Genomic DNA, 14,855 nt, shown 5'->3' with positions numbered 1-14,855 from the left:
TTTATGGTCGCTACAGTGATTGCAGGGCAATTGCAGCATAAAAGTGTCCGAAATATTGTTATAGAGAAGCACGGGGTTGGACCCATCCGCCGCTATTTGTAATCGTAGAGTTGCTACAGTAGGTTGCTGGCAAGTTATACGCTAGTTATTGAAAGGGCTTTATTACAGCTGGCCTATTGGGCCAGCTGATCGCGCACCTCCATTAATGCAAAACCTAGCAGGTTTTCGCCCTTCCATAGGTTTGGGTTTTTACAGGCGGGATTATCTTCAGCTAGGCCGATACCCCATATTCTGTCTACAGGGCTGGCCTCAACAAGAACCTGTTCGCCTGTGCTAAGTAAGAACTCCTTCAGTTCAGGATTGCTGCCAAATTTGGCTAGATTTGCACTAACTACAATTTCAACTTTGAATTGGTCCCATTTTGCTTGGTCAAACCCGCGCACTTGTCTGCCAATTGCTTTAGCTTCTCCAGGGTTGCTTGCGGAGAGAAGTTTTGTTGCGGCTTCGTTATCAGAAAATAAGATGGCTTTTTGGTACATCATATGGTGTTCGGCCGTCATGAAGCGATGGCCGCTACATTCGTAGGGAGAGTCATACCACTGGCTAAAGCAGCCCTTGCTGATCCCGCGGGTAGATTTCTGGTGCCCCCAGAAAAACAGGTACTTTACTGAGTTTCCGTGATTTATGTGGGCGACTAGCGCCTCTTTACTTCTTACTTTCAACTGAAATATCTCTAATCAGGGTTTCTTTTTTTTTTCAGTATAACTGAGATCCGTGCTGGGGTATATGATCAGGCGCTGCAAAATACCTTCTGGCTTTTTTCTTGTCGAGGGGTAGGTGGGGTTAATTGGAAAAGTAGTTAAAGTGCTTAGTGTTCGGAATGACTGGGTTGCCAATAAGTTGTAGAGGGTATATAGGTTTGTTTATTTTTTAATTGAGTCGTTTGGTCGAGGTGGAATTATTTTTGTCTGATTTATTTAGGCTGCTTTACACTTGTATTAGGTATTTGCTGATAACTAAGGTTTAACTGTCTTAGAAATGCAATATTTAGTGTTTATATTCGGTTCTTCTTGGATTTTATACGCTGGCGCTGGCAATGTGTCGATAATTTTAATTGCGTATGGATTCGCAAATCTTCTCGGGTTCTTGAGCGGTTATGCTGAATCGTATTCCGTCTGGGCTAATTTTGAATAGGTTGTAATTGAATATATGTGCCCTTCCTCTCAGGTAGAATTTCTGATTTTTTAAGTCGGTAGTATTGATCGCCTTTTCGATATCAAAATCATTTGCTATAGGAACTATTGTCTTTCCTGGAAAGTCTGGATTACTGCTTTTCTCAATTGTCATATGGTCGCAGTTCTCACAGGCCTGCATTTCGTAGTGCGCACTTACGATGATCTCTTTGGACTTGAGTTGAAATGCTAAAAATATAGTTCCTAGGAAAGAAGCAATACAGGTTGTTATTATCCACTTTTATTTCATTGCGTTATCAGTCCTTGACTTTTCGGGTAGGAGCTTGGCCTTTTGCGGTGATTTTCTCAGCCGGAAATCCCTGAGTAATTGCGGGTCAGTTTGATCATATCTATCAAGGCTGGGATAAATTGTGTGCTAAATCACCTTTGTTAAGGTGAAATATAAGAGATAAGCGCCGTATGATTTGATTTGCTGTGAGAAGCTTTTTTCAAAGATGGAGATCCTAATTTCATGGACGTCTTATTTTATGGGGATATTGAATGTTTCAGCGGTTGAGCTTTATGCGGATACCGTTTTTTGTCGGTATCCGCAGGTTTGAGATTGCGATAAATCTTAAAGTCGGTATGTCGCTACAGGGGTTTGCGATAAACCTGTTCGCCTTCAACCCAGGTCTCCAGCACCTGCGCTTTCCAGATTTCCTGAGGGTCTATCTGAAAAATATCCCGATCCAGCAAAATAAAATCGGCGAATTTTCCCGCCTCCAGGTTGCCGATCACTTTTTCCTGGTGGCTGGCGTAGGCGGCATCCAGGGTGAAGGCGCGCAGGGCCTGCTCCAGGGTCATGGCCTCTTCAGTGCGCCAGCCTGCGCTGGGATTGCCCTGGCGGTCGCGGCGGGTGACGGCGGCGTGTAGGCCGAAGAGGGGATTGGCGGGCTCTACCGGGAAATCAGAGCCTGCGGCAATGGGGGTACCTTGCTCCAGCAGGGTTTGCCAGGCGTAGGCGCCGATCAGGCGCTTTTCTCCCAGGCGATCCCCGGCCATATTTTTATCGCTGGTGGCGTGAGTAGGCTGCATAGAGGCGATTAGGTTGAGGCGGGCAAAGCGGGGGATATCCTCTACCCCGATTACCTGCGCATGCTCGACCCGGTGGCGGTGCCCTTTCTGACTCTCCTTTTTATTCAGGGTTTCGAGGTGGTTGAGTACGATATGGTTGGCTCTATCGCCAATTGCATGCACGTTCACCTGGAAATTATGTTCGGTGGCCAGCTCCAGTAGCGCCAGCATTTTGCTCTCTGGATAGAGCAGTAGCCCCTTCTCCCTAGGGCGGTCGTGATAGGGTTCCAGTAGGGCCGCACCACGGCTGCCCAGGGCGCCATCGGCGGAGAGCTTAATGCTGCGCATATACAGGCGCGCTTCGGGGGTGCCAATGGGGCCCGCCGCCAGCCACTGGGCATAGTTGTGACTGTCCACCGATAGCATGGGGTAAATCCGTAAGGGGATGGCATTCTCCTGTGCCAGCTCCCGATAGGCCTTGAGGGTCTGCTCGTTGATGCCGGCATCGTGCACGCTGGTCAGCCCCAGAGCGAGTACTGTGCTAAAGGCGTTTTGCAGGGACTTTTTCTCCTGGGTCAGGGTGGTGGAGGGGATCGCCCGCTGTAGTAGCCCCATGGCGTTGTCAATTAGGACTCCAGAGGGCTCTCCCTCGCTATCTCGCAGAATTTCGCCGCCCTCGGGGGCCTGGGTGTGCCGGTCGATACCGGCGAGACGCAGAGCCTTGGAGTTGGCCCAGCCTGCGTGGCCATCCACCCGCCGCAGCCAGATGGGATGATCGACCTCAAGGGCATCCAGTTGCGCTCGGGTGGGGAACTGCTTGCCGGGCCAGATTACCTGGTTCCAGCCCCAACCCAGAAGCCACTGGCCGGGTTCCAACCCTTCTGCGCGCTGTTTAATCGCCGCTAGGACTGCTCCGAGGGGCTGGTCGCGCAGATCCAATGCCCCGTTGAGCTGCCCCAGCCCCAACATATGCCCGTGGGCATCAATCAGGCCGGGCAGTAGGGTTCGCCCTTGGGCATCCAGCCGTTCGGCATCCGGGTACTTCTTATCTAGTTCCGCCATAGGGCCGGTTTCCAAAACTCTGCCCTGGTCAAAGGCCATAGCGTTGAACTGGAGTAGGGTCTTATCTGTGGTCTGGTAACCGGAGAAGTTGTGAATCAGTGTTACCGCTTGGGTGGTAATCGAGGTAGCGGTGAGCAGTGTCGCCGCCAGAATCTGGGCTAGCCGCATAGTGGAGTGCCTTGTTGTTTTTGTCGCAACTCATTTTATGGTGGCTTTCCGCCCGTTGCCAAGGGGCATCGATATCAATATTTGTATTTCGGGAGTGTTGTAAATCGGCGAGGGGTGGAACAGAGGGAGCTCAAAAGGTAGTGACAATAATTTGCTGACGATAGGGTGGTGACGATTAAATAATGTTTTACTTGGGGTGCTGCTTAATTTGTCCCCCCTTCAATAGGGTTTATTTCACCCGCTAGTCATTTTTGTCAGGTTGGGGCTGCCATTTGTGCTTATGTTGTATTCGGGCAGTTTTATCCTACTTACAGAAATCTCCGGGTATACCTTAACGGCGGCAGCTGCGGTGCATCACGGCCAGTGGCAGCGGTGCTCCATGCCTGTGGGAGAGTTTTGCAATTTATCCGGGTGACAAAACAGCTGAAATTGAAGCCCGTATAACGCGGCATCCCATTGTTTTGGCGTACTTTATTCGTGGCAAGAGCTTTTAATAGCGATTTTCTAGTGGTGATCGCTATTTTTGCCTGTTGCCTTGATATTCGCTACCTGCCTGACGCCCAGTCCAAACCGTTTGGCCACCGCTGATCGAGACTCCCCATTCTGCAACGCTCGTAAAATCTCATGGTTGCGCGCCTGGATATCGATTTGCCGTGAGGTTGGCAGGGTGAGATAAGTCCCGCCGTAGGTGTTGCTGAGGATTTGTAGAGACTCAAGGGGGAGCATATCAGCCAGCTTGCTTCTGCTTGGATATTTGGGAATGTAAATATCCTGCCCCCCAAATGAGGAAATTAAAAGGTACATATCGGCATAGCCAATCAGATCGATAAGTTCCTGCATCAGATCCGGTAGCTTCTTGTGGTCAATATCCGCATTTTGAAAGCGGTCTTGGTTCTCTTGCTGCATATCGTCGTCCCTGTCAGATAAGACATGCAACGAGAGTACGATTAACTCTCTCTTTTGGCGTAGAGTGAAACGTTTCCCCGTGTGTAAAGTGAGAGGCCTGTGTTGTTAATTTTTTTGTTTGAGGTGAAAAGCAATGGTGAAAAAAATCTCCTTGACACGGCAGGGGAAATAATGCATCGGAAGTGGCTTGCAAATATGACCAGATAGCTGGCAGTATCTGGTGGTGTAAATAGCATGGCTTGTTTTTGGCGAGAGGAGCAAAGCCTAGCTATGCAGGCTACCGCTTGTTAAGTGAGGGGGATAGGCAATGATCGAATAATTTGGTTTATCTTCTGGAGTTTTGCTTTAATACTAAGGTGCAAGTGGGTATAGCTGCGTATACTAATAATTTACCGGCCGATTATTGGGTGGTAGTGGTAATTTTAGTTGAGCTACTGAAAGGGACCGCGCAGGCTTGTATTTTGCAAGATTTTGCCAGTGAAAATGATGAAATCCTAAGTGGGGAGCATAGGGGTCTGGTGTTTGTTTTGTAACTGGGGCATTTAGCCTCTAGTTTTCTATGCTCTGAAAATTTCAAGATATGATTGAGTAAACCTCACTGGCGGAGCTGATCAGGCCGGATCTGGCAGAATGCTTGCTAAGAAATATTTGCTAAAGGTGGGCAGTTGCCAGATCAAACCTGAATCACTATAAACTAAATCATGTATTCTGCCTGGCAAACATATTTTTCGTATAGCGGTTTGAAAACGGCCACGATTCTATCGCTATCCTTTTTATGCATTGTTAGGGCTTCGAGGAATAGTTCGCTTATTTCTTTATGATTTTCCGTATCCTTGTCAACCCCATTTGATGGGGTGAGAGTTTTTATTTGCTGTATGACTTCGATGAGAAGACCCTTGTAATTTTTATCTATATGCTCCGCCACACTGCTATTTCCCATGCATTTAATTCCCAGGCGAATGTAGCTGGCTATTTCTCTTTGCCACTCACTCAGGCAGGTGCCGCTATAAAGGTAGCCTTCACACTGTGAATCTTTGTGGTCTTTTTCTATACGGATATAATCCGCTTTTGGTGGTACCCATGACTCCCCTCTTCCCAGGTGAATAGAGGAGGGGGGATAACCATTCGCGTACATATAGGTGGTGCAGGCAAAGCAAGATGCCATTTTAGTGGTTTGTGTGCCGGTGGCCATCTCGTAGGGGGTCGCCCATGGGCCGAGGTGCTTGCACTGAACAATAGCGCTGCACATGCCATGCACATAACCGACTCTTAGGTGCTGCGTGCCAAAGTCATCAAGTTGCTGGATACTCAAATTAATGGGACCCATACCTTTTTCGTTGTCATTATTTAGGGTTGCGGGATAAGCGATAACTCCCCAGAGTCCACCCTCCAGCGTAGGGTTAAGTGGTTTGCCTTTAAAGGTCTGTTGTCCTGCACTATCCAGCTGAAGTCCCTGCGGGGGTTCTTCCAGGTCGGAGTCGTCAATTTGTGGGGTCCTGGAAGTTGGTTTGGTTAGAAGTTTTGGTCCGTTTTCGCAGGGGTAGACGATGCGCTCGGTGGGGTATACCTTGGTATGGTCACATGATGGATCATCTATCACCCCGGTGTATGCGCCTCTCCCTCTATAAATTGTATCTTTTTCCCCGAGAGCATTTTCCAGCATGGCAGCCTTACTCAGGCTCATAGGGGTGGGTCTGAATTTGGCCTGGCTCGTTTCCGAGCCTTTCCTTCCGGTAATCAGCTCGCCCTCTTTGCCTTGAGGGGATTGTCCGTCAAGAATGGAGTCACTTGCATCTGGCTCATGGTGGTCAATTATGTGAGATATAGTGCTTATTATGTGGCAGAAATTTTGCTGATCTTTGATTTCTTTGAGGTACTCTAGGTATAACCCCATTTGAGACTTCAATTTATTCCTGAATTCATCTTTAGAGAGGTTTTCCACCAGATTTTTTTGTTTGTCGTTGAGGCTGCTTTTTAGAATGTTTCTTTTTTCACTGTCGGCCATCATGTTCATGAAGGGGAGTAAAATTTCGATATCTTCTATTTTACTTTGTGGGCCTTTATATTTTTCTAATATTTCATGAAATAGTTCAATGTTGTCAGCTGCCTCTTTGTTGGAGAGGATTTCTGACCATTCGTTAAATTTTCTCTCCTCAGGATGTTCGTAGTCAAATTGACAGGGTTGTCCCTGGTAGTGGCGTGTTAAGGCAAATCCCAGTATGGCACTTGTTATAATTAGATCGGCTTTTATGGTGTTCTCTTCGTTGTTTATCTTTTCTGACTCTGGATCTGTTTCTTTTGCTGGATAAATGGCGGGCATGCTTAGAACTCCTTTTTTGGGTGAGTAATGATTTTGCCCTATAAGCCAAGTTGGTTTTAATGGGGATAGGTTTCCTTCAGGTATTGGTAGCGGAGATTCTGACTCTATAGGTCGAAGCTCTTTGAGATTTTTTTGATCACCAGTGGCAGGGTCGGTCGGGATAGTGGGTCTCACAGAGATGTGGTCTATATTGGAGCTGTAGGTTGTGCAAGGGGGCAGAGGACGTGCACTGAGAGTTGATGGTTTTTGCGGGCTTAAATTCAAGGATAGGTTGGTATTGCGGGTAGAACGCCCGACTGTTGGGCCGGACGCCTACTTTTATTGCATGTCGGAGTGCTTGTATAGTGTGTCTTCTGGTTTTTGGGGGGTATCCTGGTTGAGGTTTTTTTCTTTATTGCCGGCAAAAAGTAATTCTGCGCACAACCATAGGATGCCGATGCCCGGCAGGGCGACAATTAGCATGCGCCGGGGAAGGCCTGAACTATAGAGGCGTTTACAGCAGACGACCAGTACAACCCAGATGAATCCCAGTTGCAGTGGTATGCCAAATACCGTCATCAGTATCTCTCCGCCTTTCCATAGGCCGTCGGTAAAATTGAAGTTGCCATATTGGAAGATAAAAAGAATGATAGTTTGGATGAGGAGTAGGGGTAGGATGAATAAAAGCCAGAACTGCTGCCGTGTTACTGTGCCCTCAGGGTTAAAGTAAAAATCCAGGTAAGTTTGATCCCTCATGGGGTTTTCCTCTGCTGATAGTTAGAACCGGTATGGTGTAATTGAGGCGGTAGCACTATCAGCGCGAATGGCTTCCCCGTTGGCCTGAGTTGCTTTTAGCAGAAGGCGGTAGCTGGCCTCCTGTTGAAATATTTTGCGCACATACTGGCGGGTTTCGCTGCCGCGACAGTAGCCGTATTTCACCACTGGATTATTGTAAAATTCCGCCTTGCGCAATAAAACAATATAATCTTCAACACCTTTTCGGCTATTTGTCGAAAACCATTGATCGGGGTTGCTACCATCTTGTAGCGCTAGCCGCCGGGCATCCAGTACATGTCCGGCGCCGGCATTATAAGATGCGAAGGTAAACGCTATGGCGGTACGCTGGGGTAAATGTTTCCAGCGCTGGTATTGCTTTGAGTTGTATTTCACCCCGCCCTGGATATTTTGCGCCGGGTTGAAGCTGTCTGTTACCCCCACCTCCCTGGCGGTTTCCGGCATAAGCTGCATTAGGCCCTGGGCCCCCGCGTGGGATACCGCATCGGGCCTAAAGCTGGACTCTGCTGAGGTCTGTGCCGCAAGCCAAACCCAGTCGAAGGGCTCGGAGGCGTAGCGCTTAAAGAGTTTATCCCAGGGGCTCAGTGTGTCTTTGGGCGGGGCATTATTTTGCGGGCGGTCTGCTCTCTGCTCTGTTAGCCGAGCGAGGAATAGATGAATAATTGCCTGGGCCTCTTCACTTGCCAGCCAGCGATTTAGGGAGTTGACAAGGGAGTCATCGCCATCTTTGCTGAGAGCAAAAGCAATCCTGCGCTGTTCGCCGAATACCAGTGAGGTATCCAGATTTTTATTGTAGCCGTTACCTCCCTTCACTATATGTTCGTCAGCGATAGTAAAGTCGATTTCCCCCAAACTGACAGCATCAATCAGCTCAAGGATGGATATTTTTTCCTTCGCTGGGGCAATGGTAATCGCGGATTGATTCTTGCCGCTGCCAGGTGAGATCAGGGGGATTTTTTGTGATGCGGCTTTAGCCTCAATTTCTTCCCGGTAGGTGCTGTCGGTGTGAATGGTGAGTGTTTTTCCCTTGAGTCCGGCAAACCGTGTTAAGGCATTTTTTTTACGTTGTACCAGTACTTCACGGGTTTCAAACAGGGCCCTGCTAAAGGTGACTTGCTGCGCTCGATTGGGGGTATGGGTTAAGTCTGAAGCGGCGATATCCGCCTCCCCGGTGGTTAGCAGGGTTAAAGTTTCATTAATTGAGGCGGTGGTCTTGAATGTAATCGCTACATTTAAATGCTCTGCGAAAGCTTGTAATAAATCACACTCCAAGCCGGCAGGTTGATCACGATGATAATAGCAACCCACCCCGTTCATTCGCGTGGCCACCGTTAAGGTGCCGGATTCCCGCAAGCTGTGCAGGCGCTTTTTGGGTATCTTGTAGGTGTCAATAATCAATCCAATCAGAGCGATTGTAGAGAGAAAGAAAAGCCAATTTTTCCTCAACGGGTTCATGATCGCTCCTCAATTTTTCTCGAACCCAGGAGCTTATTGATACCCGTCTATAAGGGAAGTGGGAAACATTTCCCGATTAACCTTTCTCAAGTTGCTGTTTAGAGTGATTGGGCTACAAACCTAGCAACATTTTAAGAGAAGGAAACAATATGTCTAACGAAACTGATAGCACACCTGGTGGGATCGAGCCCGCGCCATATCGCGACCGGCTCGATCCCAAAGTCTCTGATCAAAAAACCTCAAGTTCAGCGGCCAGCATAAACCTTGATGGCCTGCGAGATCTATCCGCACTTTCTAAATTACAGGTGCGGGAATTCACCCATACCAGCGCCACCCAGATGCAGGCCACGTCCAATGCCATGACCCAAATGGCAGCGGCAGGGGCCACTGCGGTAAATGCTGTGTTTGGGGAAAGCAGTCAAGGGGAGGGGCAGCAAGATAATTTGCCGCTATAAATTTTGTGTTGGTGAAAACCTTCCCGCTTATTAGGGAGTGGGATTCACTCTAGAGTAACAGAACCCAATCACTGGGTTACTTAACTAACTGATTAATAGGACAAGACTATGGCTGATGACACTAGCACTAGTACTAGCACTAGCTCAACCGACGGTATCGAACCCTCTCCATATCGCGATCGTGTTGACCCCAAAGTGGCTGACCAGACTACCAGCTCTTCGGCGCAAAGCCTGAATCTGGATGGTCTGCGTGACCTGTCAGCGCTTTCCAAGTTGCAGGTTCGCGAGTTCACCCACACCGGTGCAACACAGATGCAAGCTACTTCCAATGCCATGACCCAAATGGCGGCGGCAGGTGCTAAAGCTGTGAATTATATTATGGATGGTGGTAAGTAAGGTCGTTGACCTTAAAGGGGCGGCGATTTATTGCTGCCCCTAGTTAAAGAGGAGCAAGCTATGACTGATTTTTTTCGGGATCGCCTCGCGACTAAAGTGGCTGATCAACGGGCTACTTCTTCTGCACTGGCCCTCAATTTGGATGGTCTGCGGGACTTGTCTGCGCTATCCAAACTTCAGGTACGTGAGTTTACTCACACCAGTGCAACACAAATGCAGGCAACGGCAAATTCTATCCTGCAAATGTCCGCCGTTAGTGCTCGTACGCTTAAAGCAACTCTATAAATTACTGCCTGGGAGAATGTATAGATGGAGAAGGAAGATGATACACCGACACTTCGGGAGCTTGCCGGAGGAAAAGGAAGGCTCATTGACGTAATGTCGAGTGCTTACTTACAGCGCTCTATCAATAGCGCTGTGGAAACCACACTGCAGGATCAAGTGAATGCGCGAAACCAGCGTATGCTATTGATGACTAAGCAGTTGAATAAGATTGTCGATTTGTAATCCTTATGAAAGACGAGGGGGGGGCTGCGAAAGAAGGGAAGCGGATGTCTTCCTCTTTTTTGGTCCAGAATGCGGCCGATCATGTAAGAGATACGGCTTTACAAACCTCTTCTGTTGCGGGTAAGGCTTTTGAAAAATGGCTGGCACAACCATTCAATCTCATCTTTCTACTGATTATTATTGTTGCACATATACAGTTGATTGTGGCTGTGATCCAGGGCTTCTTGATGGTGTTGCTTTCAATGTTTATGCGCTAAGGACACTGACTCATGTCTAACAGCAAACCCCTAGGTGATAGTTATCTTCCTCCGGATTTTCAGGAGCAACTGGATAAGTTGGTCGAAAGTCAGGGCACGGATGCTGAACTGGGTAAGGCGCTGCAAAAATCGATTTTGGACACCTGCCGTGAGATCAACGATGCATTGAGTAAATCTTTCTCAGATATATCGAGCACTGGTTTTGAACCGAGCGGCGATGGAGAAGAACAAGGAGAGGAAAATGAGTGATCAAACTGAACCGGTATATAAACCTGATATCACCAATATTTCCAAGCAAATAGTCAGAAATGCAGTTGAGCTGCAGGGGATTCATATCTTACAGGGTAAATCTGATTCGTTGCGGGATGAGCGGCTCAGTAATATCATGTTAAAAAATCACGTTATGCTAAAGTGGTTGCAAAATCCATCCGATACGAGTTACCAGGAAATATTGAGCAGTATTGGTGTCAATTCTCTAAAGGACGATGTGAGAGAAAGTTACCGCTATGCGCTGGAAATGGTCGGCGTGAAAAAGGATGAATCCTAAATCGATATGAATGGATTTCGATAGTTAAGAACCGCCAGGACCGGGGAGACCTGGCGGTACGAGAGATTAGGGAATGTAACGGAAGCGCATCAGTTTATAGGGTGGCTGTGCATTGCCGCGCCCTGAACTGAAAGCGGGATGCTGGTGCAGTTGATCCTGGGTGACATATACCCAGCCATCGCTCACGGCGAGACTGTCGGGCCAGGACAGTTGCTTGTCTTGTATCAGTATCTGGTAATTTCCCTGTGTGGTCAGGCCAACGGCGTTATTTTTTAGGTCGGTAACCAGTACACCGCCGCCGGGGGCCATGGCAATACCATCGCTGGGGTTTTTGGGGCCAAACACTTCAATTTGTGCGGCGAGTTTCTTCTCCGAGATGGCGGGGTCTGCCAGTTGTGCGGCAGGTAGGCGGAAGATCTTATTACCGCTGAGGCTGCCGAAGTAGAGCCACTGCCCCTTGTCATCCAGAGCGATAGGATTCAAGCCAAAGTGCAGGCTTTTACTCTTGCCGCCTTCGGTTTTTGCCGAGAGTAAAACGCCACCAATCACGAGATCTTGCTGCGGGGGCATAAGTGCCTCAGCTCCCTCCAGTACGCGCCGGGCGCGCCCGCTCTTCAGATCGACGACAATAATGGCCGGTTTGGTCGCGCCGTTAAAATTGCCGAAAGACATATCGGCGATATACATTTTTTGGCGTTTTTCATCCAGGGCAAAATCCTGCGGGAATGAATTTTTAAGCAGTGCGGACTTGGGGATTTCAATTTTCTGGTGCAACTTATGTTTAACGCTGTCCCAGGCCACAATTTGGGTGGGAGTATTTTCATCCCCCATATCCAAGATCCAGACAATGCCTTTGCTGTCGGAGTGGATACCAATAACCGAGGCAAAACCCACTTTACCGTGCTCGGGCCCGTCCGCCCAATCGAGATTGGGGAAGGGTTGTTTGGAGCCGTTGGCCATGACCTCCACGACTTTTAGCTTGGGAGCGTCCAGGGGGTGCATACTGACCAGCACCCGGCCATTGGGAGTCACGGTGACACCGGCGGCGCGGGATTCACTAAACTCAGTGACGGTTTGCAGGGAGTCTGCGCTGGCGGCATAGGTGGCCGTGGCGGTTAGGCTGCTCGCGCCTGCGAGGGCCAGTGCGGCCAGTAGTACTTTGGGAAACTGCATTGTGATTTCCTTCAATTTTCCGGTGTATTAGTTTTTGCTTTGCTGACGCAGTGCATCTTCTAAAGCGCTGAGTTTTTTATTGCCGATATAAAGCTGGGACAGTTCGGCCAAGGCGGCGCTGCCGATTTTGGCTTTGGCCGCTTTGCGCACAATGAGGGTGGCCTCATCCTGTGTGCCGAGAAGCCCCTTGGGTTCAGTGAGTGCGCGAATGTTATAGCGGTTGTGCAGAAACTGCGGGTGCCACAGGGGAATGACTACCCAGCGCTTCTCAGCTACGGTAGCTTCAAAACGGTTAAAGCAGTCCTCCTCTGTCCCCGGGCGGAATTTATAGTCGGCTTGGTCGAGACTGTAGGCGTGGATCATCTCAGCGGAGAAGCGGCTGATGCCGGCACCGGGGTTGATTCCCTGGATCAGGCGATCCATACGGCTGAGTGCCGGCTCTTTGAGGAGGTCGTCGACACTGGCTACGGCATCTACGGGCACATAATCCGGCACTCCCCAGATACAGTAGGGTTCGTACAGCACGGAGACTTTCTCTACCTGGTCGAGCAGTGGTTTTAGGTAGACCCCGTGGCTGGAGGGCAGCCAGGCAGAGGTTAACAGGTCGATTTCACCGTTCTTGAGCAGTTCGAAGGCCGCTTCGTGGGGGGCAGATTTTAAGTGGGTTTGGTGGCCGTGGGCCTCAAGAACCCTGGCGACTTCTCGCGCACTGGCCTCGTGGAAGGAGAGTGCGATATGTCCGATGCGAATACTGTTATCCATGTGAAACGCCCTGCTGTCGGTGTCTAGTGATGTTGTGCTAGTTGCTGATAGGGGTATTGTGGCTACTCTGATTTGCCGGATAAACTTCCTTGTATAGAAATCAATATCCGGTAAAACCGAGTAATGCTGATAGACAATCTGAAGCTGTTCTTACAAATTGTTGATAAAGGTAGTCTGGTCGCCGCTGCGCGGGATTCGGGCTTATCTTCCAGTCGAGTCTCCGAGCGCCTTGCGGCGCTGGAGGCACACTTTGGTGTGGTTTTGCTGAATCGCACGACCCGGGCAATCAGCCTGACGGAGGAGGGGCGCACCCTGGTTGAGGGGGCCAGACAGCTTCTCGATGAGGTTGAGGACCTGGAAGGCCGTATTCGATCGGGGGCCCAGACCCTCTCCGGGGCCATCCGGGTCAGCGCCCCCTGTGATTTGGGACGGGCGATTGTGGCCCCGGAAATTGACCGCTTTTTGCTGGATCACCCGGCGATTTCCATCGAATTGCTATTGTCAGACGGCTATGTGGATATTGTCGGGCAGGGCATTGATATCGCCTTGCGCTTCGGAGCTATTACCGACAGCTCGCTGCGGGTTAGAACCCTGAGTCAAAAGCAGCGCATCCTCTGCGCCTCCCCCAGTTACTTGCAAAAACGCGGTGTGCCGGAAAAGCCTGAGGACCTGAAGAGTCACAACTGCCTGGTAATGCGTTTCGGTGAGAACCTGGATAACCACTGGCGTTTTCTCGATGACTGCGATGGGGTGAGGGAGCGCGAGCAGACCGTCGTGGTGCGGGGGGATCGGGTGACCAATGATGGGGAGCTGGCTCGCCAGTGGTGCCTGAAGGGCGCTGGCATTATTTTAAAATCGGAATTGGATGTAGCGCGGGATATCCGGGCGGGCAGATTGGTGCGTCTGTTAGAGGCGTACACCCCACCGCCGGCGCCGCTACAAATGTTGTTTCCCCCGAGCCGGGCCCAGCCGCGCCGGGTGGCGGCATTTGCAGACCGCTTGGCCATAAGATTTACCGCAGAGGCTCCGTGACCGGGAGGGGACCCGTTTGCCGCTTTAGTTATTGCGGGCGCAGTGATAGCGCCCGTGGCATTTTTTAATTCCTCTATAATTAGGCGTATGACTCACCGGGAGCCGTTGCATAATTGGGTATCGCGCTATGATTCGGCGGTTCTCCATTTTATCCATTTTCTCAGTGCTGAAATTTGATTTTTTTGGTGGAGGCCGTAGATGATACTAGACGTCATATGCGCGGCAGTGATTTTGTATGTACTGCTATGCCTGCTGCTCTACGTTAAAGATAAGTCCTACTCCTATCAAAACGCTGTCACTATTCAGGTGTCCTCAGAAGATCTGTTTGATTTTGTGATAGATCTGCGCAACTGGGAGAGTAAATATCCCAACACGTTATTTGCCGAATACAATATGGGTGGAAATAAAGCCACTGTAGGGAGTGTGGCCATCGAAAAATACTGGGGTATTACCGGTTATCACGTTATGAAACATCAATTGGTAAATTATGAGCGGCCCAACAAGATTGCCTGGGAGGGAAGGATTATTTATGGCGGGGCGCTGGTGCTCTTGTGTTTACCGATTACCCGCTATGTCAGCGGCCATTTTAGTTACACCATCACCGAGGAGGCAGGGGGAGCCAGCCGTTGGGAGAGGTGCTGTTATTTTAAAATGCACTCTACTAACCCCTTTTATCTGTTGGTCTATCTACTCTATATGCCGCTGTTTCGACTGGAACTACTAAAAGCGTTGCGCCTGTATCAGGCGGAGGTCAAAGAGATGATGGAGAAAATCTATATGAATTAACTGTAGTTT

The 14,855-nt window shown here is 49.5% G+C and carries 17 protein-coding genes; 9 read left to right on the top strand and 8 right to left on the bottom strand.

Annotation, left to right across the window (positions count from 1 at the left end; all coding sequences use genetic code 11):
* Positions 1–173: 173 nt before the first annotated feature.
* The 6 genes from ACJJIK_RS06140 to ACJJIK_RS06115 all read right to left on the bottom strand — a co-directional run bounded on the left by ACJJIK_RS06140 (position 174) and on the right by ACJJIK_RS06115 (position 8,931).
* Complete coding sequence (locus tag ACJJIK_RS06140; RefSeq protein ID WP_444944496.1) at positions 174–722, bottom strand: NADAR family protein; 549 nt, start codon at positions 720–722, stop codon at positions 174–176.
* Positions 723–1,823: 1,101 nt separating this feature from the next.
* The gene (locus ACJJIK_RS06135) at positions 1,824–3,476 is read right to left on the bottom strand and encodes an amidohydrolase (RefSeq protein WP_444944495.1); all 1,653 of its coding nucleotides are present in this window, start codon (positions 3,474–3,476) and stop codon (positions 1,824–1,826) included.
* 504 nt (positions 3,477–3,980) lie between these two features.
* Positions 3,981–4,382, bottom strand: a complete 402-nt coding sequence (locus ACJJIK_RS06130; protein ID WP_444930668.1) for a helix-turn-helix domain-containing protein — start codon at positions 4,380–4,382, stop codon at positions 3,981–3,983.
* 694 nt (positions 4,383–5,076) lie between these two features.
* Positions 5,077–6,702: a hypothetical protein gene (locus ACJJIK_RS06125; protein WP_444930669.1), complete on the bottom strand. Its 1,626-nt coding sequence runs from the start codon at positions 6,700–6,702 to the stop codon at positions 5,077–5,079.
* A gap of 318 nt (positions 6,703–7,020) precedes the next feature.
* Positions 7,021–7,437, bottom strand: a complete 417-nt coding sequence (locus tag ACJJIK_RS06120) for a DUF805 domain-containing protein (protein WP_444944494.1) — start codon at positions 7,435–7,437, stop codon at positions 7,021–7,023.
* Between the two features lie 21 nt (positions 7,438–7,458).
* Positions 7,459–8,931, bottom strand: a complete 1,473-nt coding sequence (locus ACJJIK_RS06115; protein ID WP_444930671.1) for a transglycosylase SLT domain-containing protein — start codon at positions 8,929–8,931, stop codon at positions 7,459–7,461.
* A 149-nt stretch (positions 8,932–9,080) separates the two neighbouring features.
* Between ACJJIK_RS06115 and ACJJIK_RS06110 the strand changes: the two genes are divergently transcribed.
* The 7 genes from ACJJIK_RS06110 to ACJJIK_RS06080 all read left to right on the top strand — a co-directional run bounded on the left by ACJJIK_RS06110 (position 9,081) and on the right by ACJJIK_RS06080 (position 11,093).
* On the top strand, positions 9,081–9,386 hold the full coding sequence (locus tag ACJJIK_RS06110) for a hypothetical protein (protein ID WP_444930672.1): 306 nt from the start codon (positions 9,081–9,083) through the stop codon (positions 9,384–9,386).
* 108 nt (positions 9,387–9,494) lie between these two features.
* The gene (locus ACJJIK_RS06105; protein ID WP_444930673.1) at positions 9,495–9,782 is read left to right on the top strand and encodes a hypothetical protein; all 288 of its coding nucleotides are present in this window, start codon (positions 9,495–9,497) and stop codon (positions 9,780–9,782) included.
* 60 nt (positions 9,783–9,842) lie between these two features.
* On the top strand, positions 9,843–10,067 hold the full coding sequence (locus tag ACJJIK_RS06100) for a hypothetical protein (protein WP_444930674.1): 225 nt from the start codon (positions 9,843–9,845) through the stop codon (positions 10,065–10,067).
* Between the two features lie 24 nt (positions 10,068–10,091).
* On the top strand, positions 10,092–10,289 hold the full coding sequence (locus tag ACJJIK_RS06095) for a hypothetical protein (protein WP_444930675.1): 198 nt from the start codon (positions 10,092–10,094) through the stop codon (positions 10,287–10,289).
* A gap of 5 nt (positions 10,290–10,294) precedes the next feature.
* Positions 10,295–10,546, top strand: a complete 252-nt coding sequence (locus ACJJIK_RS06090) for a hypothetical protein (protein ID WP_444930676.1) — start codon at positions 10,295–10,297, stop codon at positions 10,544–10,546.
* A 12-nt stretch (positions 10,547–10,558) separates the two neighbouring features.
* Positions 10,559–10,795: a hypothetical protein gene (locus ACJJIK_RS06085; protein ID WP_444930677.1), complete on the top strand. Its 237-nt coding sequence runs from the start codon at positions 10,559–10,561 to the stop codon at positions 10,793–10,795.
* Entirely contained in the window at positions 10,788–11,093 is a 306-nt protein-coding gene (locus tag ACJJIK_RS06080) for a hypothetical protein (protein ID WP_444930678.1), read from the top strand. The genes ACJJIK_RS06085 and ACJJIK_RS06080 overlap by 8 nt, the downstream gene beginning before the upstream one ends.
* Positions 11,094–11,159: 66 nt before the next feature.
* Here ACJJIK_RS06080 and ACJJIK_RS06075 read toward each other — a convergent pair whose 3' ends face one another.
* Positions 11,160–12,266 (bottom strand): L-dopachrome tautomerase-related protein, encoded by a 1,107-nt coding sequence (locus ACJJIK_RS06075; protein WP_444930679.1) that lies wholly within the window; start codon positions 12,264–12,266, stop codon positions 11,160–11,162.
* Positions 12,267–12,293: 27 nt separating this feature from the next.
* Positions 12,294–13,028 (bottom strand): glycine betaine ABC transporter substrate-binding protein, encoded by a 735-nt coding sequence (locus ACJJIK_RS06070; protein ID WP_444944493.1) that lies wholly within the window; start codon positions 13,026–13,028, stop codon positions 12,294–12,296.
* A 123-nt stretch (positions 13,029–13,151) separates the two neighbouring features.
* On the opposite strand from ACJJIK_RS06070, the gene ACJJIK_RS06065 reads away from it, so the two are divergent.
* Both ACJJIK_RS06065 and ACJJIK_RS06060 read left to right on the top strand, forming a co-directional pair.
* Positions 13,152–14,060: a LysR family transcriptional regulator gene (locus tag ACJJIK_RS06065; RefSeq protein WP_444944492.1), complete on the top strand. Its 909-nt coding sequence runs from the start codon at positions 13,152–13,154 to the stop codon at positions 14,058–14,060.
* 198 nt (positions 14,061–14,258) lie between these two features.
* Entirely contained in the window at positions 14,259–14,846 is a 588-nt protein-coding gene (locus tag ACJJIK_RS06060) for an SRPBCC family protein (RefSeq protein ID WP_444944491.1), read from the top strand.
* Positions 14,847–14,855: the final 9 nt, after the last annotated feature.

Source organism: Microbulbifer regidiadema (SeqCode) (assembly GCF_052466995.1).
The sequence above is the reverse complement of the archived record's forward strand: the minus strand, read 5'-3'. Positions and strand labels throughout refer to the sequence as shown.